The sequence below is a fragment of the Streptomyces sp. NPDC047886 genome, from assembly GCF_043204435.1.
Taxonomy (GTDB): domain Bacteria; phylum Actinomycetota; class Actinomycetes; order Streptomycetales; family Streptomycetaceae; genus Streptomyces.
Window position 1 is genome coordinate 433,734 of the sequence record NZ_JBIDCF010000002.1, and the last position, 24,094, is coordinate 457,827.

Consider the following 24,094-nt stretch of genomic DNA (forward strand, 5'->3'; position numbering starts at 1 on the left):
TGGCCGCCGTTCGCCTGACCGTTGGTAGCCCGCGCGTTGGGTGCCTGGGCTTTGGGCGCCTGGGCTGTGGGCACCCGCGCTTCGGGCGCCTGGGCTGTGGGCGTCCGCGCGTGGGGTGCCCGCGCTTCGGGCGCCTGGGCTGTGGGCGTCCGCGTGCTCGGCACCCGCGCTTCGGGCGCCTGGCCGTTGGTCGCCCCCGCTTTCGGCGCCTGGGCGTTGGTCGCCCGTGCGTTCGGTGCCCGCGCGTCCCGTCGCCGCCTGTCGTGCGCCCGCGCCTCCGTCGGCGGGCGGCCTCACCGGGCGTCCAGGTGGAGCCGGCAGGCGTCCGGGTCGGCGAACGGGAGCAGCTCGACCTCCTGCGGTGTCCCGCCCAGCGCGGCGAGGCCGGCCCGGGCCAGCCCTTCGTGGACGCCGCAGATGACGCCGGGGTGCTCGCGGGCCGCCTCGACGAAGGGGCAGCGCAGCAGCCGTACCCGGCGTACCCGGGCGTCCGCCTCCGGCGCGAAGCCGATCTCCTCAAGGAGGCGCAGCAACCGCGTACGCGCCTGCTCCGGGTCCGCCGCCGGTTCCTGTCCGGCGGTCAGGACGCGCCCCCAGTGCTCGCCCGCGGCGAGGGCGTCCCGGCGCGGGTCGGCGCTGGAGCGGGCGATCTGCGCGGCGAGCACGGCGGCGAGCCCCGCGTACTCCCGCGCCGGGGACTCCTGCGGGGGGCGGGCCCGGTAGCGCCAGGCGGGTCGGCCGCGCCCCGAGGGGGCGGATCGTTCGCGTACGGCGAGACCGTCGTCCACCAGGGCGTCCAGGTGTTCACGGACGGTGTTGACGTGCAGCGCGCACACCCGCGCGAGGGCGGCGGCGGTCACGGGGGCCGCCTGGCCGCGCAGCTGCTGCAGGACGCCGCTGCGCTGCCGGGACAGCGGCACACGGTTCGATCCACTGCCGGGGAGCGGTCCGTTATTTTCCACGGTCATGTCCGTACTATATTGCGTGCATCGGCCCGAGCCGACAGGGACGGGCCGGCGACTGCTGGAAGGACGACCCCATGAGCACGCTCACCATCGCATCGGACCCCCAGGACGCGGCTGCCGCAGAAGCCGTCGAAGCGCATCACACGCAGCTGGCGGGTGAGCTGGCCGGGCGGGTCGCCATGCTGGTCGCGGCGGCGGAGCGCGACCCCGCCACAGTCGACGGGGTCCGTGCCGGACTGGTCGACTTCTGCGACCGGGACCTCGTCCCGCACGCGGCCGCCGAGGAGGACGCCCTCTACCCCGCCGCCCGTGACCTGCCCGCCGCGCGGCTCCTCGTCGACGGCATGCTCGCCGAGCACCGCAGGCTCGTCGCGCTCGTCGACCGGCTGCGCGGCGCAGGCTCCGCCGTGCAGGCGGCGGCCGACGGCCAGGCACTCCATGTGCTGTTCGAGGAGCACGTGGAGAAGGAGAACACCCTGATCCTGCCGCTGCTCGCCGGATCCCCGGACATCTCCCTCGCCGGGCTGCTCGCCGGGATGCACGAGCTCCTCGGCCATGACCACGGCGGCGCCGATGTGGTCGCCGAGTCCGGTGGCGGGGTCGCGGCCGAGTCCGGCGGCGGGTGCGGCGGCGCCTGCGGCTGCGGCGGCTCGGACGACGCCGATGTGCCCGAGCTCGACGTGCGGGAGGTGCCGCACTCGCTGCGCCACGCCACGGTGTTCGGCGCGATCGCCGCCGTGCCCTCCGGGCGGGCGATGGTCCTGGTGGCGCCGCACGACCCGCTGCCCCTGCTGGCCCAGATCGAGGACCGGCACCCCGGCGTGTTCGCGGTCGAATACCTGCAGCGCGGCCCCGAAGCCTGGCGCCTGCTGCTCGCCCACCGCTGACCGCGGCGGGGCCGGGACGCGGCCCGCGGGCGCCCCTGATACGGCGGTCTCCTCTCGCCGCGCACACCGGACCAGCTCGGCCGCCGGCGCCGACGGAACCAGCGTCGACCCACGGGGCGCGACCTTCCGGAGGACGCGCCCCTCCCGGAAGACGCGTGATCCTCCTCAAGCCCGCGGAGTGGCACGGGACATCGAAGACCCGCGGTAACAGCGGTGCCGGCCGAGGGGGCGGTTTTCGGTCAGATCGGGCGGTCAGGCGGAGCGCTTGCGCGGGGTGACCTTCTTGGCCGTCGTCTTCTTTGCGGTCGTCTTTGCGGTCGTCTTTGCGGTCGTCTTTGCGGTCGTCTTGGCCGGCGTCTTGGCAGTCGTCTTGGCGGTCGTCTTGGCCGGCGTCTTCTTCGTCGCCGTCTTCCCGGCGGTCGCCGCCTTCGACGTGGTCTTGCGGCTGGGCTCCTTCTTGGCGGTCGCGCCGGCCGATCTGGCGGTGGACTTCTTCGCGCCGGTCTCCTTGGGGGCCGCGGCCGCTCGTGGGGGCTTCTTGCGGGGTGGGAGTTCGGTGACCGTCGCCTCGGCGACCCGCTCGCCCCGCTCCCCTTCGCCGCGGGCCTCGCGGGCGGCGCGGACGCTGGTCTCCAGGGCGGCCATCAGGTCGATGACCTGGGCGCGTCCCTCCGGGGCCGGGCTGGTGGGGGCTTCCACGCCCTCGGCCTTGGCGGCGATCATCTCCTCCACCGCCGCCCGGTAGTCGTCGTGGAGGGTGGCGATGTCCACCTCGCCCAGGGTGTCCATCAGCGCGTCCGCCAGGTCGAGTTCGGCGTCCCTGACCGTCACGGAGGTGTCCGGGGCCACGCCCTCGGGGGTGCGGATCTCGTCCGGCCACAGCAGGCCGTGCATGGCGATCACGTCGTCCACGACCCGCAGCATCCCGAGCCGCTCCCGGCCGCGCAGGGCGAACTTGGCGATCGCGACGCGCTCGCTGCGCTTGAGCGCCTCGCGGAGGAGGGTGTACGGCTTCGCGGCGGGGACGCCGTTCGCCTGGAGGTAGTACGCCGCGTCCATCTGCAGCGGGTCGATCTCGGAAGCCGGTACGAAGGAGACGATCTCGATCGTCTTGGCGGTGGGCAGCGGGAGCGCGGCGAGGTCCTCGTCGGTGATCGGGATCATCGTCCCGTCCGGCTCCTCGTACGCCTTGCCGATCTCCGCCTGCTGGACCTCCTCGCCGTCCAGCTCGCACACCTTGCGGTAGCGGATCCGTCCGCCGTCCTGGGTGTGGATCTGACGGAAGGAGACGGACCGGTTCTCGGTCGCGTTCACCAGCTTGATGGGGATGCTGACCAGGCCGAATGAGATAGCGCCGTTCCATATGGATCGCACGTTTCATCCCTTTCGTACCGAAATCGTGGGATTCTCATCGTATGACGCCGATCACGGAGGTGGAGGGGCGGCGCATCCCGCTCAGCAACCTGGACAAGGTCATCCATGCCGACACCGGCACGACCAAGGGCGAGATCCTGCACTACTACGCGATCGTCGCCGACGCGCTGCTGCCGCATCTGCGGGGGCGGCCGCTGTCCTTCCTGCGCTACCCGGACGGCCCCGCCGGGCAGCTCTTCTTCACCAAGAACCCGCCCCCCGGCACCCCCGACTGGGTGACCACCGTCCCCGTGCCCCGTTCGGACGAACCCGGAGCCCGGCAGGTGACGGTCGGGGACCTCCCCTCACTCATGTGGGCGGCGAACCTGGTGGTGGAGTTCCACACCCCGCAGTGGCTCGGCGAGGCGCCCGCCGTCGCCGACCGGCTCGTGTTCGACCTCGACCCCGGCGCGCCCGCGACCGTCGTCGAGTGCTGCCGCGTCGCCCTCTGGCTGCGCGAGCGGCTGGCCGCCGACGGGCTCCACGCGTACGCCAAGACCTCCGGCGCCAAGGGGCTCCACCTGTACGCGGCCCTGGAGCCCACGCCGTCGGACGACGTGTCCACGTACGCCAAGCGGCTCGCCGTCGAGGCGGAGGCGGAGCTGCCGAGGCTGGTCGTCCACCGGATGGCCAAGGCCCTGCGGCCAGGGAAGATCTTCGTGGACCACAGCCAGAACGCGGCCGCGAAGACGACGGCCGCCCCCTACACACTGCGGGCCCGCCCCCGGCCCACCGCCTCCACTCCGGTGACCTGGGACGAGGTCGAGGCGTGCGGGAGCCCCGAACAGCTCGAGTTCCTCCTGGACGACATCGCGCCCAGGCTCCAGCGGTACGGCGACCTCCTGCTCCCCCTGGTCGACCACAGCGAGGCGGGCCGCGTGCCGTGACCCCGCTCCCCCCGCTCTCGCCGCCCTTCCGTGTCGCGCTCGCCGAGAACGTGGACCGGCTGCCGCGCGAGGCCGGCCTCGCCTACGAACCCAAGTTCGACGGCCATCGCATGGTGCTCTTCCGGCGCGGCGACGGCGTCCTGCTCCAGGCGAGATCAGGGCGGATCGTGACCGCCGCCTTCCCCGACCTCGCCGAGGCCGCCCTCACCCTGCCGGACGGCACCGTCCTCGACGGCGAGGTCGTCGTCTGGTCCGGCGGCCGCGTCGACTTCGCCGCCGTCCAGGGCCGCGCCGCCGCCACGCCCGGCCGGGCGCCGGCCCTCGCGCGCCGACTGCCCGCCTCGTACGCCGCCTTCGACGTCCTCGCCGCCGACGGCCGTGACCTGCGGCTCCGGCCGTACGCGGAACGGCGCCGCCGGCTCGTGGACCTGCTCGGCGACCTCGGCCCGCCCCTCCAGGCCGTGCCCATGACCACCGACCCGGACGTCGCGGCCGAGTGGTTCGAGACCCTGACCGCCGCCGGTATCGAGGGGCTCGTCGTCAAGCGGCTCGACCAGTCCTACCGGGCGGGCACGCGCGCGTGGCGCAAGCTGCGGCACACCGACACCCGCGACGCCGTCGTCGTCGGGTTCACCGGGCCCCGGGAACGGCCCACCGCGCTCGTCCTCGTCCTCCCCGACGACGACACACCGATCGTTTCCAGCCCCCTGCTGCCCGCCCTGCGGGCCCGTGCCGGCACCGCGCTCCGCGCCCTGCCGGCCGACGACGACGGCGGCACCGCGATGGCCGTCGGGCTGGGCGATGTCCCCTACCGCGCCGTGCCCGCGCGGCTACGCGCCGAGGTGTCCCAGGGCACCACCCGGCACACGGTCACCACCGTCCTCCGCCTCCGTGACGTGGGCGAATAGGCGTCACGCGCCACCGGCACCGCTGTCCCCAGGCACGCGGCGCGCTACCGCTGTCCCCAGGTCACCAGGTCCCCCGATCCCCCGGACCTGCGGCCCTGAGGCCCTGAGGCCCTGAGGTGTCACCGTCCCGCGGTGTCACGTGCGGCGCCAGGTCCCGCGGTCCCTCGCCGTCGCGTACAGCGCCTCCACCTCCGCAGGTTTCAGTACGCCGCCGAGCCGGGCCAGCGCCGGGATCTGGTCGTCCCGTACGACCCGGACGTCCTGGAGGCCGGGCGGCACGGGGAGCCTCTTCGGGTCGGCGACCGCGAGCAGCGGGCGTACCGCCGTCGCCAGGGCGTGGCCCGCGCGTTCCGCCGTGTGGCGCAGGCGGCGCAGTTCGGGGCGCGGCTCCGCCCGGCCGACGGCCACCATGGGGTCGTCGATCCCGACCCGGCGCCCGCCCGCCGCGACGGTGCGGACGACCAGGACCCCGCCGGGGCCGATGGCCAGGTGGTGGATGCGCGCGGCGCCCGGCAGGGGCAGGCAGTGCAGGATCCGCCAGCCCGCGCCGTCCAGCCGGTCGAGGGCGTCGCCCACCCGCTGCTGGGCGGCCAGGTCGGCGGCGTCGGACCGGCGGCGGTGGCGCGCCCGGCGGCCTCCGGCGGCCGGTGCCGCCAGCAGCGCCTCGCCCGGCCGGTTCGGCGCCAGGTCGTCATCGGGGTGGAGCGCGAGACGGGCCAGCTCGGACCTGGTCGGAACGGGCGGCGGGCCCACGGTCGGCTCTCCCGTGACGTAGGGCGCCAGCGCCTGGACGACAGCGCGTTCGTACTCCCGCGCCAACAGGTTGATCCGGCCGCTCTCGCGGTCGTACCAGGCGATCGAACGGCCGTCCGGGAGGCTGACGTAGATCCGGTCCCCGCCCCGTGTACGGGCCGGTATGACGCGTAATCCGGTCATGCCCCATCACCCCCACGCCCATGGGAGCAGTCCGGAGCCTGAGCGGGCAATAAGCGGGCAGGCAAGAGGAGGGCGATACGTGTCCAAGGCGTGTCCGATTGCCGGGTCATCGGCGTCGGGCGTGTGGTGCACTATTGCCCCCAAGTGCAGTGTTGACGGGGAGGGAAGGGCATGTTCACGGGGATCGACGAGGTCGACTGGGCCTCGCTGAGTCATGCCTACGGTCCGGCCGACGACGTTCCCGCACTGCTGCGCGGGCTCGCCTCCACGGATCCGGCGGAGCGCGAGACGGCGCTGGACGGGATGTACGGCACGGTGCACCACCAGGGGGATGTGTACGACTCGACGCTCGCGTGCATTCCGTTCCTGCTGGAGCTCGTGGCGGCGCCGGACGTCCAGGACCGCGGCTGCATCGTGGAGCTGCTGGCCAGCATCGGCGGCATCGACCTGAACGGCGACGACGAGTTGCAGGAACTCGACCCGGACGACGAGGAGTTCGAGGACGCGGCGAACTACGCGATGGCGGCCGCCGCCATCGCCGCGGGCGCGGACGTGTTCGTCGCGCTGATCCAGGACGACGACGCGGAGGTGCGGCTCGCGGCCCCGGGCGCGCTCGCCTCGCTCCACGGCGACCCGGCGCGGGTGCTGGAGCTGCTGCGGGAGCGGCTGACGGTCGAGACGGACACGGAGGTGCGGCTGGCGCTGGTCGAGGCCGTCGGCCGGATCGCGCTGCGGTACGAGTCGTTGCGCGACGAGACGGTGGGCTGGCTCGGCTGGCTCACGGGCGCGGCCCAGGACCCGGGGCTCCGGCTCGCCGCGCTCGCGCAGCTCGCCCGGTGCGCCCCCGGGCGGCTCCCCTCGGATGTCGTCGCGACGGTGACGCGGCTGCTGGAGGAGTTGCGGACGGGGCCCCACGCCACCGGACCGGTCGCCCTGAGGGGCTCCTCGGGCGGCTGGGGGACGGGAGCGGGCGACGACACCGACGGATGGGGGCCCGGGGCGGGGTCCGGCTCCGGATACGGGTCGGGGTACGGCTCCGGGTACGGAGGCGGGGGTGGTTGGGGGCCGGGATCCGATTCGGGGTCGGGGTCGGGGTCGGTATCGGGGTCCGGCGGAGCGGGGTACGGCGGAACGGAGTACGGGGCGGGCACCGGGTACGGGGTGGGGCCCGGGTACGGATCGGGGCCCGGGTACGGATCGGGGCCCGGGTACGGATCGGGGCCCGGCGGATCGGGGTACGGGCGCGGTGCCGGACCGGAGATCGGTGTGGGACTCGGCGGCGGGTCGGGACGGCTGCCCGGCGAGCCCGGTGCCGGTGAGTTCTTCGACTGGGTGGATCTCGGCGACCTCGCCGACCCCGTGGAGCCCCGTCCCGCCACGCCGACGCTCGTCGGGCAGTTGCGGGAGCTGCGGGGGGAACAGCGCGTGGGCCGGAGCGCGGCCTGGGCGGACGATCTGCTGCGTACGCTGCACAGCGCCCTCGACGACCGGGTGGAGGACAGGACCGCGCTGCTGACCGCGCAGCTGCGCAGCCCCGACTGGGGCCAGCGGGCCGACGCGGTGTGGATGTGCGGTGGCCTCGTGCACACCTGGCGCGGCGCGTACGACGAGGTGGTCCGGCTCGTCGGGGCTCAGCTGGACGACGCCGAGCCACGGCTCCGGCAGGCTGCGGCGACCTGGCTGGAGGGCCTGTTCTCGCTGGCCCGCCCGGCGGCCGACGCGCTGGCCGCGCGGGTGGCGGCGGCGCCCGCGCCCTGGGCGCCCGAGCGGGGGTGCGGGCGCGGCGGCCCCGCCGGTCCGGGCAGCGCGCTGCTGGCCCTGGCCCGGTGCGGTGACGCCCGGGCGGTGCCCGCGCTGGCGAGCGCCCTGGAGCAGCCGGAGCTCGACACCCGGCTCGTACGGGCCGTCCCGTACCTGGGGGCGGCCGGCGCGCCGCTCGTGCCCGCCCTGCGCCGGCGCCTCGCGCGGCTGCCGCTCGACGAGGACCTGGCCTTCAGGGCGGGTCCGCTGCTGCTGGCGCTGGCCGGGCTGAGAGCCGTCGAGGCGCTTCCGGAGGTCCTGCGGGTGCTGCGGGGCGCGCCCGCGTTCCGCCGCGAGTGGGTGATCGAGTCGGCGCTGCGGGCGGTGGCCGCGTTCGGGCCCGCGGCCCGGGAGGCGGTGCCCGACCTGCGGGCGCTGCTGGAGGACGGCCGCGCCGGGACGGTGACGGCGGCGGCGCGGGCGCTGTGGGCCGTCGAGGGTGACGCCTGTGCCGTGCTGCCCCGGCTGCGGAGCCTGCTGCTCGTGGCGGACGCCCATGACCGGCGGGCCGCTGCGTGGGCGGTCGGCGCGATCGGCGGGGCGGCCCGTGCCGCGGCCCCGGAGCTCCGCGCGGGCCTGGGCGCCCGCGACCTGTGGCTGCGGGTCGACGCGGCGACGGCGCTGTGCCGGGTGACCGGCGACGCGGGCGAGCCGCTGCCGGTGCTGCTGGCCGCGTGGAAGGAGAACCGTCACAGCCGGGTGGAGATCGCCGAATGCCTGGCCGAGCTCGGGACGGCGGCAGCGCCGGCCGCCGCTCCGCTGCTGCGCGCGGAGCTGGTGCGCAGGCGTCGGCACAATGTGTCGGAGGGCAGCTCCGGCGATCATGACGTCCACCATGACGAGAAGCTGCTCGCTCTGTGCCGAAGGGCGCTGGGCCACTCCGGAGGGGAGAACGCCGAGTGATCATCTTCGGCACGAAGGGCTATCTGTACCAGCTCGCGATACTGACGCTGGTGTGCGGCAGCTGCGGCAACCCCGCCGCCCACACGCTGCGCAAGCGCGTCACGAAGTTCACGCTGTTCTTCATCCCGTTGTTCCCGGTGTCGACGAAGTACGCCACGCAGTGCACGTTCTGCGGTGCGGAGGAGCGGCTCGACCGGGTCCAGGCGGACCGGCTGCTGGCCCGGCCGGACGCCCGTACGGGCCGGTAGGCCGTCGCCGCGACTCGCGGGCGCCGGACTCGCGGTGGCGTGCCTCGTCGGCGGGCGCGGTAACAGCACTGTGCGGTCAGCTATGGACGGCTGTTACACAGCCGATGAGGTGCCGCAACGGCGTTCGCCTAGCGTTCTCGCCATGACCATCCACCGCCGCCGCGGCCTCCTGCGCGGTGCCGCCGTCACGGTGGCGCTCGGCGGCGCGCTGCTCGCACCGGCCGCCTCCGCCCTCGCCGACGATCCCGCCGGTGATCCCGTCGGCGTTCTGGCCGACGGCCCGGCCGCCCACGACGGCGCCACCGCCTACGACGACCGCACCGCCCACGACATCGGCACGGCCCGCGACCGTACGACGCTGCTGCTCGCGGGCGGGGGCGTGGCGACGCTCGGCGCGGCCGGCATGGGGTACGCGATGCTCAGCCACGGCCGGACCGACACCTGAACCGCCCCCGCCCGGCGGTGACAGCGTCGATGGCGCTGCCGACCTGGTGAAATGGGCTCGGACCAGCACGGCGGCAGCCACCGCCCGCACCACCACGACGACACAGGAGCACAGTGAGCCCGTACCGCATCGCCGCACGCGCGGCTCTGCTGATGCCCGTCGCGGTGGTCGCCGCGGCGCTGTCGGGCTGCGGCAACGCGGGTGAGCTGAAGAGCGCGGGCGCCACCCCGACGGCCGTCGGTCCCGTGCGTCTCTGGCCGGACCTGCCGCCCATCACCGCGACGCCGTTCGACTACGGCGAGAACGACACCGAGCGGGTGCCGGGCATCGACCTGCCGGGCGGCGACGTCCGCGCGCTCGACCCGGTGGCCGTCGTCCAGGCGGAGGTCATGGCCAACCCCGACCGGTACAGCGGCGGCGACGCGCTGTACGAGGAGACCGCGGACCGGATCCGGAAGTGCGCGGACGAGCCGCGGCGGTGTCCGGTCCTGAAGCCGTACTACCGGGACCTGACCGGGGACGGCAAGGACGAGCTGGTGGTGGGGATCACCATGCCCGACCAGCAGTTGGCGCTGCGCTGCTACATGCCGGACGGCGGGGGGCTGACGCGCATCATGTCCACGGTCGACCAGGTCGTCAGCGTGGAACTGGCGGGCAGGGACCTGGTCGTACGGGTCGTGTCGGCGGGCATTCCAGGTTACGAGTACCGGACGGCCTGGTCGTGGGACGCCCAGCAGCGGACGATGCTGCCGACCCGGGACGAGATCGTCCGGGTGAAGCCGACGGCACCCAGCCCGTCGGCCCCACCCAACCCGTCCCCGCCCGGCCCGTCGGCCCCGCCCGGCCCGTCGGCCGCGCCGGGCCCGTCGCTGGCGCCGTCGCCCGTACGGTCGCCGGAGCCGCAGGAGAGCCCTCGGTGACCCCCGCCCGCGCGTCCCGCGCACCCCGTGTCCCCCGCGCCTCCCACGAACCCCGTGTCCCCCGTGTCTCCCGCGCATCCCGTGGCTCCCGTACGCCCCGTGTCCCCCGGCGGCCGCGCCGGGCGCCGCTGCCCGCCTGGACCGCGACCCTGACGTGGAAGGCCGCCGTCTTCATCACCGTCATGTGCTGTGCGCTGGCGGCGCTGCTCGGCGCGCTGGTGCACGTCTCCGTGACCCGGCAGACCGTCGACTCGGCCCGGGAGAAGGCGCTGTCCAAGCTGGAGGACGTCACGCGGTCGTACGAGGCGGGCGAGCCGCTGCCCCCGTACGCGGCCGTCGACCCGGAGGGGCTGCCGTCCTCGCTGCGGAACCTGGCGGCGCGGGGCAGCCGCGGCACGCTCGTCGCCGACCACGAGGGGCGGCCCACCATGTGGGCGGCGGGCCCTGCGGACGGCCGGGCGCTGGCGGTGCGCGTGGACTACTCGATGAGCGCCCGGACGATCAGCGGTGTGGATCAGGCCATCGTCGGCTCGTCGGTGCTGGCGATCGGGGCGACCCTGCTGTTCGGTTCGTTCGCGGTCACCCGGGTCACCCGGCGGCTGCACCTGACGGCGCAGGTGGCGCGGCGGATCAGCGCGGGCGACCTGGACGCACGGGTCAACGACCCCCGCACCAAGGACCCTTCGCGGGCCGAGGACGAGGTGGCCGCGGTCTCCGGGGCGCTGGACACCATGGCGTCCTCGCTGCAGAGCAAGCTGCTGAGCGAGCAGCGCTTCACGGCGGACGTGGCGCACGAGCTGCGCACCCCGCTGACCGGTCTGTCGGCGGCCGCCGAACTGCTGCCGCCCGGCCGGCCATCGGAGCTGGTGCAGGACAGGGTGCGGGCGATGCGCGCGCTCACGGAGGACCTGCTGGAGATCTCGCGCCTCGACACCGGCCGCGAGACCGTCGATCCGGACGTGTACGCGCTGGGTCCGCTGGCCGAGCGCGTGGTCCGCGCGTCGGGAACCGACACGACCGTACGGATCGTGCGGGGCGCCCAGGTGGAGACCGACCGGCGGCGGCTGGAGCGGGTCCTGGGCAATCTGCTGTCGAACGCCCACCGGCACGGGCGGGCCCCGGTCGAACTGGTCGTGGACGGGCCGGTGGTGACGGTCCGCGACCACGGCCCCGGCTATCCGGAGTACCTGCTGGAGCACGGGCCGCAGCGGTTCCGTACGGAGAGCGGCAGCAAGGGGCACGGGCTGGGGCTGACGATCGCCAAGGGCCAGGCCGCGGCGATCGGCGCCGAGCTGGACTTCACGAACGCGCCCGACGGTGGCGCCCTGGCACGGCTGCGGCTGCCGGAGTACATCGACCTGACGGACGACTGTGTGGACGACCAGACGGACGACTGTGTGTACGACCACACGGACGCCGCGAGGGACGGCGACGAGGCCGCGGCGGAGCACGGCGGAAGGCCCGGAGGCGCGTCCGACGTGGACACCACCCGCCGCACAATGTGACATAAACGGACATACAACTCCTGGCTTGCTACGTTGCGGTCCATGACCGCAACGACGCCGGACCCTTCGCAGCCCGGCCGCCACGCCACGCCGCGCCTCGCCAGGCGCCGGGGCGTGGAGCTGTCGCTGCTCGTCTGCGCCGTCCTCATCTCCGTCTACGGCTACGTCGCCGTCGGTCTCGCCCGGAGCGGTGCCGTACCGCCCGACGCCGCCGGCTACGGCGCCGGGCTCGGCCTCCTCGCGCTCCTCGCCCATCTCGCGGTGCGGCTGCGCGCCCCGTACGCCGACCCGCTCCCCCTGCCGATCGCGGTCCTGCTGAACGGTCTCGGGCTCGTCCTCATCTACCGGCTCGACCTGGAGACCCCCGGCGACCGGGCGGCGCCCACGCAGCTGGTGTGGTCGACGCTCGGCGTCGGGCTCTTCATCGCCGCCGTCGTGTGCCTGCGCGACCACCGGCTGCTCCAGCGGTACGCGTACGTGTCCGTCGCCGCCGCGCTGCTCCTGCTGACCACACCGATCTTCTTCCCGGCCGTGAACGGCGCCAAGATCTGGATCCGGCTCGGCGGACTGTCGTTCCAGCCGGGCGAGTTCGCCAAGATCCTGCTCGCGGTGTTCTTCGCCGCGTACCTCGCGGCCAACCGGACCGCGCTGGCCCACACGGGCCGCCGGATCGGACCGCTGCGGCTGCCGGCCGGCCGGGTGCTCGGCCCGATCGTGGCGATCTGGCTGGTCAGCGTGGGTGTGCTGGTCCTGGAGCGGGACCTCGGGACGTCGCTCCTGTTCTTCGGCCTCTTCGTGATCATGCTGTACGTGGCGACCGGCAGGACCGGCTGGATCGCCGTGGGCCTGCTGCTGGCCGCCGTCGGCGCGTTCGTCGTCGGCTCGCTCGAACCCCATGTGAACGTCCGGGTCGAGGACTGGCTCGACCCGTACGCCTCGATCGAGGCCGGCCGGGGCCCCGGCCAGCTCGCCCAGTCGCTGTTCGCGTTCGCCGCGGGGGGCATGTCCGGCGTGGGCCTCGGCCTGGGCCACTCGGTGCTCATCGGGTTCGCCGCCAAGTCGGACTTCATCCTGGCGACGGCCGGCGAGGAGCTGGGGCTGGCCGGGCTGACGGCGCTCTTCCTCCTGTACGCGCTGCTCGTGGCGCGCGGCTACCGGACGGGGCTCGCGCTGCGCGACGCCTTCGGCCGGCTCCTCGCCGTCGGGCTCGCGTCGATCGTGGCCCTCCAGGTGTTCGTGATCGCGGGCGGGGTGATGGGGCTGATCCCCCTCACCGGTATGGCGATGCCGTTCCTCGCCCAGGGCGGCTCGTCCGTCGTCACCAACTGGATCATCGTGGCCCTGCTCATCCGGGTCAGCGACTCGGCCCGCGCACCGGAACCCGACGCCGTGGACACCGTGGTCCTGGAGCCCGTACCGACGGAGGGCGCCCGATGAGCCTCCCCCGCGACCTCGACTTCGGCCGCACGGGCGGCACCGCCACCATCCGGCGCGCCGCCGCGCTGTGCCTGCTGCTCCTCGTCGCCCTCCTCGTCAACGCCGCGCGCGTCCAGCTCTTCGAGGCGGCGTCCCTGGACGCCAACCCGGCCAACCGCCGGATCGTCATCACCCGGTACGCCGAGCCGCGCGGCGACATCCTGGTGGCGGGCGAGCCGGTGACCGGCTCCAGGGACACCGGCCAGGCCCTGCGCTACGAACGCACCTACACGGAGGGCCCGCTGTACGCGCCGGTCACCGGCTACGCCTCCCAGACGTACGGCACGACGCTCGTCGAGAGCGCCGAGGACGCCCTGCTCTCCGGTACGAGCCCGAGCCTGGCGCCGCTGCCGTTCTGGAACGACCTCAGCCGTGGGCGCCGGCCCGGCGGCGACGCCGTCACCACCATCAGTCCCGCACTGCAGCGCGCCGGGTACGAGGGGCTGGCCGGGCGGCGGGGTGCGGTCGCCGCCGTGGAGCCGTCGAGCGGCCGCGTCCTCGCGCTGGTGTCCAGCCCCTCGTACGACCCCGCCCTGCTCTCCGGCACCGGTGACGCGGTCACCCGCGCCTGGGCCCGGCTCAACGCGGCCCCCGGCCGGCCGATGCTCAACCGGGCCATCCGGCAGACGTATCCGCCCGGCTCCGCCTTCAAGATCGTGACGGCGGCGGCCGCGCTGGACGCGGGGCTCGTCACGGACCCGGACGCGCCGACGAGCACCCCCGACCCGTACGTCCTGCCGGGCACCCGCACCGCCCTGCCGAACGAGGCCACCGGCTGCGGCGGCGCCTCCCTCGCGTACGCCATCCGCTGGTCGTGCAACACGGTGATGGCCGATCTGGGGGTCAGGGTCGGGCTCGCCGGGATGCTCGACGCGGTACGGAGGTTCGGCTTCAACGACACCGGCCTGCGCATTCCCTCGCGGGTCGCGGTGTCCAACTTCGACACCGGCATGACCGTCGACCAGCTCGCCCTGTCGTCCATCGGCCAGTACGACACGACGGCGACCCCGCTCCAGATGGCGATGGTCGCGTCGGCCGTCGCCAACGGCGGTGAGCTGGCCCGCCCGTACCTGGTGGACCGGACGACGACGGCGGGCGGCAGCCCGGTGACGCGGACGCTGCGGCGCAGCTACGCGCAGGCGATGAGACCGTCGACGGCGGCCGCGCTGCGGCGGCTGATGGTGGACGTGGTGGAGCGGGGCTCCGGCAGCAACGCCGCCATCGAGGGCGCGCGGGTGGGCGGCAAGACGGGGACGGCCCAGCACGGCGTCGGCAACCTGGGCACGCCGTACGCCTGGTTCATCGGCTGGGCGCAGGGCCCGGAGTCGGCGCGGCCCGAGGTCGCGGTGGCGGTGGTGGTGGAGGACGCGTCGGCGAAGCGCGAGGACATCAGCGGCGGCGGGAGCGCGGCACCGATCGCGCGGGCGGTGATGGAGGCCGCGCTGGCGTCCGGGGACGGCAGCCGGTCCTGACCACCCGCGGGTCACCGGACCGCGGAGCCCGCGAAGCCCGCGTAGCCACCGTCGCCAACGTCGCCACCGGACCCACCGGAGCCCGCGAGGCCCGCGTACCGACCGTCACCTCGGGAGCCACCGGACCCACCGGACCCACCGTCACTTCCGGAGCCACCGGAGCCACCGGAGCCACCGTCACCTCCGGACCGACCGGACCCACCGGACCCACCGTCGCCTCCGGGCCCACCCGACCGACCGGGCTCGGTCAGGACGGCGCCGCTCCCTCCGCGATCGCGTCCGCCACCTCGGCGACCCGCTCCGCCTCCTCCGCCGCGAACCGCTCCCGGTCGAGCTGTTCGGCGATCTCCTCGTCCCGGGTCATCAGCAGGTCGAGGTTGGAGTCGCCGAGGTCGAAGACGCCCATGTCCAGGTACGCCTTCTGGAGCCGCTCGCCCCACAGGCCTATGTCCTTCACGCACGGGACGATCCGGCTGAACAGCAGCTTGCGGAAGAGCTGGAGGAACTCGGAGTGCTCCGACATCGCCTCGGCCTCCCGCTTCGGGATGCCGAAGTTCTCCAGGACCTCGACCCCGCGCAGCCGGTCGCGCATGAGGTAGCAGCCCTCGATGACGAACTCCTCGCGCTCCCGCAGCTCCGCGTCCGTGAGCTGCTTGTAGTAGTCGCGCAGCGCCATCCGCCCGAAGGCCACGTGCCGGGCCTCGTCCTGCATCACGTACGCGAGGATCTGCTTGGGCAGCGGCTTGTTCGTGGTGTCCCGGATCATCCCGAACGCGGCGAGCGCGAGCCCCTCGATCAGCACCTGCATGCCGAGGTACGGCATGTCCCAGCGGGAGTCGCGCAGGGTGTCGCCCAGCAGGCTCTGGAGGTTGTCGTTGATCGGGTAGAGCATGCCGATCTTCTCGTGCAGGAACCGCCCGTAGATCTCGGCGTGCCGCGCCTCGTCCATGGTCTGGGTGGCGGAGTAGAACTTGGCGTCCATGTCGGGCACGGACTCGACGATCCGTGCCGCGCAGATCATGGCGCCCTGTTCGCCGTGGAGGAACTGGCTGAACTGCCACGCGGCGTAGTGCCGGCGCAGTTCACCCTTGTCCTTGTCGGTCAGCTTCGCCCAGTAGGGGGTCCCGTAGACGGTCATCGCCTCGTCGGGGGTGCCGAGGGCGTCGTACGGGTCGACCTCCAGGTCCCAGTCGATGCGCGTGGCGCCGTCCCACTGCTTGTCCTTGCCCTTCTGGTAGAGGGCCAGGAGGCGGTCGCGCCCGTCGTCGTACTCCCAGCTGAACCGGGCGGCGCCGGAGGCGGGCACCTGCCAGATCGAGTCTCCCGGACCGTTCGCGTAGAGATCGTGTGTCGACACCGGCGGCTCCTTCGCGTCACCTGGGTTCGTCCGGGTTCATCCGGGGTGGCTGCGTCCTTCGCAGGCTCACATGGTGCTGTACGAAGCGTCAACAACTCACGCCGGGGGGATTGACGGGCTTACTGACAGGCAGTCTCATAAGGGATGACCGCCGGTAACGCGACAGTGAGCTGCGAGGTGCCGCCACCATGACGACCGTGTCCGAACCCGACCTGCGTCTCCTCCGGGACGCGCTCGGCCCGCTCAGGGACCGCGAACAGGTCGCCGAGCGCCTGCTCGAATCCTCCGCGAAGCACTCGTTCGACCCCGAGAAGGAACTCGACTGGGACGCCCCGATCGAGGAAGGGAAGTGGTTCTGGCCACCGGAGCTCGTCTCCCTCTACGACACCCCGCTCTGGCGGAAGATGTCCGAGGAGCAGCGGATGGACCTGGCCCGGCACGAGGCCGCGTCGCTGGCGTCGCTGGGCATCTGGTTCGAGATCATCCTGATGCAGCTGCTGGTCCGGCACATCTACGACAAGTCCGTCACCAGCAACCATGTCCGCTACGCGCTCACCGAGATAGCGGACGAGTGCCGGCACTCGATGATGTTCGCCAAGATGATCCAGAAGGGTGAGGCGCCCGCCTATCCGGTGCCGCGGGTCTACCACAACATGGCCCGCGTCCTGAAGACGGTCTCCACGACCCCCGGTTCGTTCGCGGCGACACTGCTCGGCGAGGAGATCCTCGACTGGATGCAGCGGCTGACGTTCCCGGACGAGCGCGTCCAGACGCTGGTGCGCGGGGTCACCCGCATCCATGTCGTGGAGGAGGCCCGCCACGTCAGGTACGCCCGCGAGGAGTTGCGCCGCCAGATGGTGACGGCCCCGCGCTGGGAGCAGGAGTTCACCCGGATCAGCTGCGGCGAGGCCGCCCGGGTGTTCTCGGTGTGCTTCGTCAACCCCCAGGTGTACGAGAACATCGGCCTGGACCGGCGCGAGGCGGTCGCCCAGGTGCGCGCGAGCGGCCACCGCCGCGAGGTCATGCAGTCGGGCGCCAAGCGGCTGACGGACTTCCTCGACGACATCGGCGTACTACGGGGCGCGGGCCGCCGCCTCTGGAAGAGCTCCGGCCTGCTCGCCTGACCGGCACGGCGGCCCGGCCGACGACTCCCACACGGACGGCGGCCCGGCGGGCCTGGCCGGTGCGCGGCGGTTCGACGCCCCGACCGGGCACGGCCGTCCGGCAACCCGGACGACCTCGCCACGCGACGCCAGTCGCGCGGGCGGGGACCGGCCGGCCTGTCCGGTCCTCGGGCGGGGCCGTCGGGCCCGGGGCGGCCGTCCCGGACCTCGGGGCTCGCCGCCGGGGTTACGCTGCGGGCATGACGAGTGCCGCCACGCCCGCGTACCGACGGCTCAGCGTCGAGGAGCGTCGCACCCAGCTGCTCGGTGCCGCTCTCTCGCTGTTCGCGCACCGGGCGCCGGAGGACGTCTCCCTGGACGATGTCGCCGAGGCGGCCGGGGTCTCGCGGCCGCTCGTGTACCGCTACTTCCCCGGCGGCAAGTCCGAGCTGTACGAGGCGGCGCTGCGGTCGGCCGCCGACGAACTGGAGCTCTGCTTCGCCGAACCGGCCGCGGGGCCGCCCACCGAGCGGCTGGCCCGGGTACTCGACCGCTACCTGGCGTTCGTGGACCAGCACGACGCCGGGTTCAGCGCGCTGCTCCAGGGCGGCAGCGTCGCCGAGACGTCCCGGACGACCGCGATCGTGGACGAGGTGCGGCGCGCCGCCGCCGAGCAGATCCTGTACCACCTGGGCGTGCCCGAGCCGGGCCCCCGGTTGCGGATGATGGTGCGCACCTGGATCGCGGCGGTCGAGGCGGCGTCGCTGATCTGGCTGGACGAGGAGAAGCGGCCGCCCGCCGACGAGTTGCGCGGCTGGCTCGTCGACCACCTGGTCGCGCTGCTGACGGCGACCGCCGCGACGGACCCGCAGACCGCGCGGGTCGTGGCAGGGCTCCTGGCCCTGGAGACGGCGCGGGGCCCGGTCGGCACGCTCGCCCGGCGCGTCGCCCCCGTCGTCGGCGAGGCCACGCACCTGCTGTGACACTGGTTCTCGTGCGAAGCGAGAACACCCCCTTCAGCGGCGGCCCCCTCGACGGGCGGGTCCTGCCCGTGCTGACCGGCCCCACGGGCCATCCGCCCAAGTGGTACGAGGTGCCCGTCCCCGACGATGCGGGCGGCCCGCCGACCGTGTACGCCTACCGCCGGGTCCCGTCCGGGTACACGAAGCGGCTCGGGCTGCAGCGCGGCTGGAAGTACGAGTACGAGCCCGGTGGCCGCGAGCGGCGCGGGCTCAGGTGGCCCTGGTCCAAGGCCGAGGACCGGGGCCGTGGAGCGGCCGGGGCATAGGATCGCGGGGCGACCGAGCCGCCACCAGGGGGGGAGCCCGACGTGCCCGTACAGCCGCTGCGGGATGACGATCCGCGGACCGTGGGCCCGTACGCCGTGCTCGCGCGCCTGCACGAGGCCGCGAGCGCCGTCCGGTACCTGGCCCGGGAGCCCGGTGGCGCGCCGGCCCTCGTGACGGTGCCGCCCGCGAGACTGGCGGAACTGCCCGCCTTCCGCCGCCGGTTCACCGCCGAGACCCGCACCGCCGAGCTGCTCGCCGGGGGCTGGGTGCCGGAACCGCTCGGCTCCGCGCCCGGGTCCGGAACCACCGGAGCCGCCGGAGCCGGCGACGGTGGCGACGGCGACGCGCGCGGCCCGGCCGACGGCGGGCCTCGGCTGTGGACGGCGAGCGCGTACGTACCCGCGCTGAGCCTCGGCGAGTCCGTCGCCCTCGCCGGGCCGCTGCCCGAACGGGCGGTACGGGTCATCGGCGCGGGCCTCGCCGAGACGCTGTCGCGGGTGCACGCGACCGGTGCGGTGCTCCAGGGGCTCTCGCCCGACACGGTGCTGCTCGCGGTGGACGGGCCGCGCCCGGCCGCGTTCGGGCCGCTGGGCGCCGCGGTGTCCGTGGAGGCCCGGCCGGGCGGCCAGGTGGCGGTACGGCTCGGCTACCTCACCCCCGAGCAGGTCGCGGGCGCGGAGCCACGACCGCCGTCGGACGTGTTCGTCCTGGGCCTGCTGCTGGCGTACGCCGCGACGGGCGCCGCCGCCCTGGGGGACGCGGCGGACATCGCGTCGGCCGAGCCGGACCTGGGCTCGGTGCCGGATGCCGTACGGCCGCTGATCGCCCGGTGCCTGGCCAAGGCGCCGGAGGACCGCCCGACCGCGGGCGAGGTCGCGGCGGGGCTCGCGCTGGAGGGCGCGGCGGCGCTGGCCAGGGGCGGCTGGCTGCCGGCGCCGCTCGCGACGGCCCTGGCCGCCGAGGCCGCCACGGCGGCGGGCCTGGTACGGGGCACGGTACGGCTCGCCATCCCGACGCCCCGGACCGGGACGGCGCCCCCGTCGCAGGCGCCGGACACCGGACCGGCGCCGGACCACGGCCCCCTGGCGCGCCCTCATCCCGCGCACCCCGGTGTGGCCCTGCACATGGCGTACCCGGAGACCGTCCCGGCGGGCCCGGCCCCGCAGAGCCGACCGGCCGGACCGGCCGAACCGGCCGAACCGGCCGAACCGGCCGGGCCGCCCCCGGCCGTCGCGCCGGTCACGCCCGTCACGCCGGTCACGGCCGGGGCAGGGCTGCCGGCTCCCCGGTTGTCGCGGCGGGGGCTGTTCGGTGCCGTCGCCGCCGGCGCGGTGGGCGCCGTCCTCGGGGGCGGCGGGGTCCTCGCGGTGCGGGGCGGCGCGGAGGAGCCCCGGGTCGACCCCAGGCCCGCCGCCCGGCCTCGTCCGGCGGTCGCCGGCGTGCCGCCGCAGCCGCGCTGGGCGTACGAGAGCCCGACGACGGCGGGCGGTGCGCCGCGGGCCGCGCTCTGGCGGGACCGGGCCCTCGTCCTGACAACCGACGCGCACGCCGCGGCCGTGGACCTGGCCACCGGGCGGCGGCTGTGGCAGCGCCGCGAGGGCGCGTCGCTCGCGGCGGCGATGCCGGCCGGGGACGACCTGCTGTTCGTCGCGGGAGTCGCCGACCTCCTGTGGCTGGCGCCGGAGGACGGCACCGTACGGCACCGCGTCCCGCTGCGGGACAGGTTCCCCGGCACGCCCGGCCTGACCGTGTCGGCGATCGCCGGTCAGTCCGGCTCCACCGTGTGGTTCACGGGCTCGCACACGGCCACCGCGTCACCCGGCGCAGGTGCGTCCGGTGCGTCCGGTACCTCTGGTACGGCGGCGAAACCCGCCTCGCGGACGTACCTCTTCGCCTTCGACGTCGTACGCCGTACGCCGCTGTGGCGGGCCCTCGTGCCGAACGGCCGCGCACCCCACACACCCCGGTACACGGTGGCCGCCGTCCTGCCGGGCACCGTCGTCGTCCGTCAGGACCCGCTGTCGATCACCCCCGCCCAGAGCGCGGCCGCGAAGGGCCTTGCGGTGTTCCACGCGTACCACAAGGCATCCGGCAAGCTCCTGTGGTCCGGCCCGCTGGGTGCCGCCAGGCCCACCGCCGCCGTCGCCGGGGACGACCGGGGGCGGCTGTTCGCCCCGGTCGGGAACGAGCTGCACGCCTTCGACCTGCGGACCCGCAAGCCCCTGTGGCGGCTGTCCGGTGCGGGCGCCGTCTTCGGGCCCGGCGCCCCGCACGCCGGCACGCTGTACGTGGCGAACCGGGACCAGACGGTGTACGCCGTGGACCCGGCGACGGGCCGCGCCCGGTGGCGGCGTTCGACCGAGGCGACGGCGCCCGGCAGGGGTGTCCCGAGGGTGACGGCGGGCGGCGCCCGGGGACGCGCGCTGCTCGTCGCGGACGGGGCGCAGGTGACCGCGTTCGCGGCGGCCGACGGGCGGCGCCTGTGGAAGTTCCAGGACGCCGGGGTCCAGGATCCGCGCGCCGGGGATCCGGTCGCCGGATACGCGGCCCTGGTCGTCGGGACGACCGCCGTCGTCCGCAGGGACCGGATGTTCTACGCGCTCCCCCTCTCCGGGTGACCCCGTTGGGCCGAACCGCCCATTCGTCAGGTGATCCGACGACCTGACGACCCATCATCGACTCGTCCCGAGATGGCGAGACGACGAGGCGATGAGGTGATGAGGTGTCAGCGAGACGGCTGCGCTCGGTCTGTACGGCGGCACTCGCCGCGACGGTGATCGCGGCGGCGCCGGTCCCCGCGCCCGAGGAACCGGCCGTCACCACCGTGTCCGGGATGCTGGTCGAGCTCCGGCGGCTGTACCGCGAGACGGAGGCGGCGACCGAGACGTACCGCACCACCCGGGAGGAACTGGCCGCGCAGGCCGCCGAGACCAGGCGGCTCACCCGGGAACTGACCCGCGCCCGGGGCGCCCTCGCCCGCGCCCGCGACGAGGCCGGGCGGCTGGCGCGGGCCCAGTACCAGGGGCGTACGGAGTTCTCCTCCGCCCTGCGGCTGCTGCTCGCCCGCGACCCGGACCACGCCCTGGACCAGGCGCATCTGATCCGCCGGGCGGCCCGGGACCGGATGGCGGCCGTGACGCTGCTGCAAGGCGGCGAGAGGCGGGCGGACGCGCTGGCGACGGCGGCCCGCCGGGCCCTGGACCGGCGCCAGACGCTGACCGAACGTCAGGAGAAGGCGCGTGACACGGTACGGGCGCGGCTGGCGGAGATCGAGGAGATGCTGGCGTCGCTGTCCGACGAGGAGGTCCGGCAGCTCGCCGAGCTGGAGCGGGCCGGAGCGGCGGGCGCCCTGCCCGGCCTCACCGGCCTCACCGGCCTCACAGACCCGACCGACCTCGACGACCTCGACGACCCGACGGACGCCGCCGATCCGAGTGACCCCGCCGACCCGGCGGACCCCGCCGAACCGACCGGCCTCGCCGACCCGGCGGACCCCGCCGAACCGACCGGCCTCGCGGGGGCGCCGGGGCGTGCGTACGCCCCGCCGGGACTGCCGGCCGGCGGGGCGTACGGGCCGGGCCGAACGGTGCCGGACCCGGGGCGGGAGGGACGTGACCGACGCGGTCAGGCGGTGACCGACGCCAGGTAGGCGGACGCCTTCTCCGGATCGTAGAAGAAGTTCTCGAAGTCCGCCGGGTCGTTGAAGCCATTGGCGAAGCGGTCAGCGACGGGCTGGAGCTGACCGCCCGCGCCGATCAGGTTGAGGACGTGCTCGGGCGGGACGCCGAGCATGGCGTTCGTCCACTTGGTGACGTGCTGGGCCGTATCCCAGTAGCGGTCGAAGGTGCTCCGCATCCAGTCCTCGTCGAACGGCCGGTCGCCGTGCTCGACGATGGACGCCAGATAGGACGCGGCGCACTTGGACGCGGAGTTGGAGCCCTGCCCCGTGATCGGGTCGTTCGCGACGACGACGTCGGCGACGCCGAGCACCAGGCCGCCGCCGGGCAGCCGGCCGACGGGGTTGCGGACGGTCGGGGCGTACCGGCCGGAGAGGGTGCCGCCCGCGTCGGTCAGTTCGGCCTTGGTGGCCCGCGCGTACTCCCAGGGCAGGAACCGCTCCATCAGCTCCAGGGTGAGCGTGAGGTGCTCCTGCGGGTCCTTGACGCCCTGGAAGACGTCGAGGGGCCCGCCGGGGACGCCCTCCCAGAAGAGGATGTCCGCACGGCCGCTGGTGGTGAGGGTCGGCATGACGAACAGCTCGCCGACACCCGGCACCAGGTTGCAGCGGACCGCCTCGGTCTCCGGGTGCTCGGGGCGCGGGCCGAGGCCGTGGACGTACGACACGGCCAGCGCGCGCTGCGGCTCGCCGTAGGGGGAGCGGGCGGCGTCCCTGCCGAACATGGAGACGAGTTCGCCCTTGCCCGCTGAGACCAGCACCAGATCGTAGGTGCGCGAGAAGAAGTCCAGGTCGGAGACTGCGGCGCCGTGGATGACGAGCTGGCCGCCGCGCTGGGCGAAGGTCTCCATCCAGCCGGCCATCTTGACGCGCTGGTCGACGGACTGGGCGTAGCCGTCCAGCCGACCCAGCCAGTCGACGGCGCGGCCCGCGTCCGGGGCGGCGACGGAGACGCCGAGGCCCTCGATGCGCGGCGCCTGCGACTCCCAGAAGTTGATGCCGAGGTCCCGCTCGTGCTGCAGCGCGGTGTGGAACATGCACTGGGTGGACATCACACGGCCGGACCGGACCTCGTCCGCCGTGCGGTTCGACATCAGGGTGACCTCGTACCCCCGGCCCTGGAGGCCGAGGGCGAGCTGGAGACCGGACTGGCCGGCTCCGACGATGAGTATCTTCCGCATCGAGAGGGGGCCTCTTTCCGTACTGGCCGGTGACCGGCGCTACTCAGGGGTGGTTTCGAGTGCCCGGGCGACCAGCGCGAGCAGGGACTCGATCACGGTGATCCGGTTGCGGGCGTCCATGATCACGATCGGTACGTCCGGGGGTACCGTCAGCGCATCGCGCACGTCCTCGGGCTCGAACAGCTCCGTGCCGTCGAAGTGGTTGACGGCGACGATGTACGGCAGGCCGCAGCTCTCGAAGTAGTCCAGCGCCGGGAAGCAGTCGGTGAGGCGGCGGGTGTCGGCCAGCACGACGGCACCGATCGCGCCCCGGACGAGGTCGTCCCACATGAACCAGAAGCGCTGCTGGCCGGGTGTGCCGAAGACGTACAGGACGAGGTCGTCGTCGAGGGTGACGCGGCCGAAGTCCATCGCGACGGTCGTGGTCAGCTTGTCCGGCGTCGCGGAGAGGTCGTCCGTGTCGGCGCTGGCCCGGGTCATCAGCGCCTCCGTCTGCAGGGGCGTGATCTCGGAGACGGACCCGACGAACGTGGTCTTGCCGACGCCGAAGCCACCGGCGACGACGACCTTCGTCGCGATCGGCGCCCGGGTGTGGTCGAGCTGCCAGGCCCGGGGCGGCTCCTCGGGCTGAGGCGTGCCGGGTATGCCGTCGACCCCGGTCGCACGGTCGGCGGCGACCGGACGGTCGGCGGTCGTACGGTCGGCGGCTGTGCTGCCGGAGGC

At 74.5% G+C, this 24,094-nt stretch carries 21 protein-coding genes; 15 read left to right on the top strand and 6 right to left on the bottom strand.

The genetic code is table 11. The features are described from left to right. Window positions 1–293: 293 nt before the first annotated feature. Window positions 294–968, bottom strand: coding sequence for a helix-turn-helix transcriptional regulator (locus tag ACGF5U_RS07635; RefSeq protein ID WP_392711147.1), 675 nt, complete (start codon window positions 966–968; stop codon window positions 294–296). Between the two features lie 71 nt (window positions 969–1,039). On the opposite strand from ACGF5U_RS07635, the gene ACGF5U_RS07640 reads away from it, so the two are divergent. Further along, complete coding sequence (locus ACGF5U_RS07640; protein ID WP_392711148.1) at window positions 1,040–1,852, top strand: DUF2249 domain-containing protein; 813 nt, start codon at window positions 1,040–1,042, stop codon at window positions 1,850–1,852. Window positions 1,853–2,104: 252 nt separating this feature from the next. On the opposite strand, the gene ACGF5U_RS07645 is transcribed toward ACGF5U_RS07640, so the two are convergent. Then, window positions 2,105–3,226 carry a Ku protein gene (locus tag ACGF5U_RS07645; protein ID WP_392711149.1) on the bottom strand — a complete coding sequence of 374 codons (1,122 nt, stop codon included), beginning with the start codon at window positions 3,224–3,226 and terminating at the stop codon, window positions 2,105–2,107. Between the two features lie 41 nt (window positions 3,227–3,267). Here ACGF5U_RS07645 and ligD point away from each other — a divergent pair, with 41 nt between their 5' ends. Continuing rightward, on the top strand, window positions 3,268–4,152 hold the full coding sequence (ligD, locus tag ACGF5U_RS07650) for a non-homologous end-joining DNA ligase (protein ID WP_392711150.1): 885 nt from the start codon (window positions 3,268–3,270) through the stop codon (window positions 4,150–4,152). After that, window positions 4,149–5,060, top strand: coding sequence for an ATP-dependent DNA ligase (locus ACGF5U_RS07655; protein WP_392711152.1), 912 nt, complete (start codon window positions 4,149–4,151; stop codon window positions 5,058–5,060). The genes ligD and ACGF5U_RS07655 overlap by 4 nt, the downstream gene beginning before the upstream one ends. 135 nt (window positions 5,061–5,195) lie before the next feature. Here ACGF5U_RS07655 and ACGF5U_RS07660 read toward each other — a convergent pair whose 3' ends face one another. After that, complete coding sequence (locus ACGF5U_RS07660; RefSeq protein ID WP_392711154.1) at window positions 5,196–5,996, bottom strand: nuclease-related domain-containing protein; 801 nt, start codon at window positions 5,994–5,996, stop codon at window positions 5,196–5,198. Window positions 5,997–6,167: 171 nt separating this feature from the next. Between ACGF5U_RS07660 and ACGF5U_RS07665 the strand changes: the two genes are divergently transcribed. The 7 genes from ACGF5U_RS07665 to ACGF5U_RS07695 all read left to right on the top strand — a co-directional run bounded on the left by ACGF5U_RS07665 (window position 6,168) and on the right by ACGF5U_RS07695 (window position 14,765). Further along, on the top strand, window positions 6,168–8,699 hold the full coding sequence (locus ACGF5U_RS07665; RefSeq protein ID WP_392711156.1) for a HEAT repeat domain-containing protein: 2,532 nt from the start codon (window positions 6,168–6,170) through the stop codon (window positions 8,697–8,699). Then, window positions 8,696–8,947, top strand: a complete 252-nt coding sequence (locus ACGF5U_RS07670) for a zinc-ribbon domain-containing protein (protein WP_392711157.1) — start codon at window positions 8,696–8,698, stop codon at window positions 8,945–8,947. The genes ACGF5U_RS07665 and ACGF5U_RS07670 overlap by 4 nt, the downstream gene beginning before the upstream one ends. Window positions 8,948–9,089: 142 nt before the next feature. Beyond that, window positions 9,090–9,392: a hypothetical protein gene (locus ACGF5U_RS07675; protein ID WP_392711158.1), complete on the top strand. Its 303-nt coding sequence runs from the start codon at window positions 9,090–9,092 to the stop codon at window positions 9,390–9,392. 113 nt (window positions 9,393–9,505) lie between these two features. Then, entirely contained in the window at window positions 9,506–10,312 is an 807-nt protein-coding gene (locus ACGF5U_RS07680) for a hypothetical protein (RefSeq protein ID WP_392711159.1), read from the top strand. Window positions 10,313–10,440: 128 nt separating this feature from the next. Then, a complete protein-coding gene (locus ACGF5U_RS07685; protein WP_392711309.1) occupies window positions 10,441–11,817 on the top strand; it encodes an ATP-binding protein in 1,377 nt (458 codons plus the stop codon). A 42-nt stretch (window positions 11,818–11,859) separates the two neighbouring features. Further along, window positions 11,860–13,254, top strand: a complete 1,395-nt coding sequence (locus ACGF5U_RS07690; protein ID WP_392711161.1) for an FtsW/RodA/SpoVE family cell cycle protein — start codon at window positions 11,860–11,862, stop codon at window positions 13,252–13,254. Then, window positions 13,251–14,765, top strand: coding sequence for a penicillin-binding transpeptidase domain-containing protein (locus tag ACGF5U_RS07695; protein WP_392711162.1), 1,515 nt, complete (start codon window positions 13,251–13,253; stop codon window positions 14,763–14,765). The genes ACGF5U_RS07690 and ACGF5U_RS07695 overlap by 4 nt, the downstream gene beginning before the upstream one ends. Before the next feature lie 247 nt (window positions 14,766–15,012). On the opposite strand, the gene ACGF5U_RS07700 is transcribed toward ACGF5U_RS07695, so the two are convergent. After that, entirely contained in the window at window positions 15,013–16,122 is a 1,110-nt protein-coding gene (locus tag ACGF5U_RS07700) for a ferritin-like domain-containing protein (RefSeq protein WP_392711163.1), read from the bottom strand. A gap of 188 nt (window positions 16,123–16,310) precedes the next feature. Between ACGF5U_RS07700 and ACGF5U_RS07705 the strand changes: the two genes are divergently transcribed. The 5 genes from ACGF5U_RS07705 (at window position 16,311) to ACGF5U_RS07725 (ending at window position 22,163) form a co-directional block, all read left to right on the top strand. Then, complete coding sequence (locus tag ACGF5U_RS07705; RefSeq protein WP_392711164.1) at window positions 16,311–17,246, top strand: diiron oxygenase; 936 nt, start codon at window positions 16,311–16,313, stop codon at window positions 17,244–17,246. Between the two features lie 239 nt (window positions 17,247–17,485). Further along, window positions 17,486–18,208 (top strand): TetR/AcrR family transcriptional regulator, encoded by a 723-nt coding sequence (locus ACGF5U_RS07710; RefSeq protein WP_392711166.1) that lies wholly within the window; start codon window positions 17,486–17,488, stop codon window positions 18,206–18,208. Window positions 18,209–18,219: 11 nt separating this feature from the next. After that, entirely contained in the window at window positions 18,220–18,513 is a 294-nt protein-coding gene (locus ACGF5U_RS07715) for a hypothetical protein (RefSeq protein ID WP_392711168.1), read from the top strand. Between the two features lie 42 nt (window positions 18,514–18,555). Then, window positions 18,556–21,132 (top strand): PQQ-binding-like beta-propeller repeat protein, encoded by a 2,577-nt coding sequence (locus ACGF5U_RS07720; protein ID WP_392711170.1) that lies wholly within the window; start codon window positions 18,556–18,558, stop codon window positions 21,130–21,132. A 104-nt stretch (window positions 21,133–21,236) separates the two neighbouring features. Then, window positions 21,237–22,163, top strand: coding sequence for a coiled-coil domain-containing protein (locus tag ACGF5U_RS07725; protein ID WP_392711172.1), 927 nt, complete (start codon window positions 21,237–21,239; stop codon window positions 22,161–22,163). On the opposite strand, the gene ACGF5U_RS07730 is transcribed toward ACGF5U_RS07725, so the two are convergent. Both ACGF5U_RS07730 and ACGF5U_RS07735 read right to left on the bottom strand, forming a co-directional pair. Then, window positions 22,139–23,371, bottom strand: coding sequence for a styrene monooxygenase/indole monooxygenase family protein (locus ACGF5U_RS07730; protein ID WP_392711174.1), 1,233 nt, complete (start codon window positions 23,369–23,371; stop codon window positions 22,139–22,141). The two genes, ACGF5U_RS07725 and ACGF5U_RS07730, sit on opposite strands and share 25 nt — an antisense overlap. Before the next feature lie 39 nt (window positions 23,372–23,410). Further along, the gene (locus ACGF5U_RS07735) at window positions 23,411–24,016 is read right to left on the bottom strand and encodes an ATP/GTP-binding protein (protein WP_392711311.1); all 606 of its coding nucleotides are present in this window, start codon (window positions 24,014–24,016) and stop codon (window positions 23,411–23,413) included. Window positions 24,017–24,094 lie beyond the last annotated feature (78 nt).

Coding starts and splice junctions, on each gene's coding strand:
- ACGF5U_RS07730 (WP_392711174.1), bottom strand. CDS start 23,371: ATGCGGAAGATACTCATCGTCGGAGCCGGCCAGTCCGGTCTCCAGCTC.
- ligD (WP_392711150.1), top strand. CDS start 3,268: ATGACGCCGATCACGGAGGTGGAGGGGCGGCGCATCCCGCTCAGCAAC.
- ACGF5U_RS07675 (WP_392711158.1), top strand. CDS start 9,090: ATGACCATCCACCGCCGCCGCGGCCTCCTGCGCGGTGCCGCCGTCACG.
- ACGF5U_RS07705 (WP_392711164.1), top strand. CDS start 16,311: ATGACGACCGTGTCCGAACCCGACCTGCGTCTCCTCCGGGACGCGCTC.
- ACGF5U_RS07665 (WP_392711156.1), top strand. CDS start 6,168: ATGTTCACGGGGATCGACGAGGTCGACTGGGCCTCGCTGAGTCATGCC.
- ACGF5U_RS07640 (WP_392711148.1), top strand. CDS start 1,040: ATGAGCACGCTCACCATCGCATCGGACCCCCAGGACGCGGCTGCCGCA.
- ACGF5U_RS07660 (WP_392711154.1), bottom strand. CDS start 5,996: ATGACCGGATTACGCGTCATACCGGCCCGTACACGGGGCGGGGACCGG.
- ACGF5U_RS07690 (WP_392711161.1), top strand. CDS start 11,860: ATGACCGCAACGACGCCGGACCCTTCGCAGCCCGGCCGCCACGCCACG.
- ACGF5U_RS07695 (WP_392711162.1), top strand. CDS start 13,251: ATGAGCCTCCCCCGCGACCTCGACTTCGGCCGCACGGGCGGCACCGCC.
- ACGF5U_RS07635 (WP_392711147.1), bottom strand. CDS start 968: ATGACCGTGGAAAATAACGGACCGCTCCCCGGCAGTGGATCGAACCGT.
- ACGF5U_RS07710 (WP_392711166.1), top strand. CDS start 17,486: ATGACGAGTGCCGCCACGCCCGCGTACCGACGGCTCAGCGTCGAGGAG.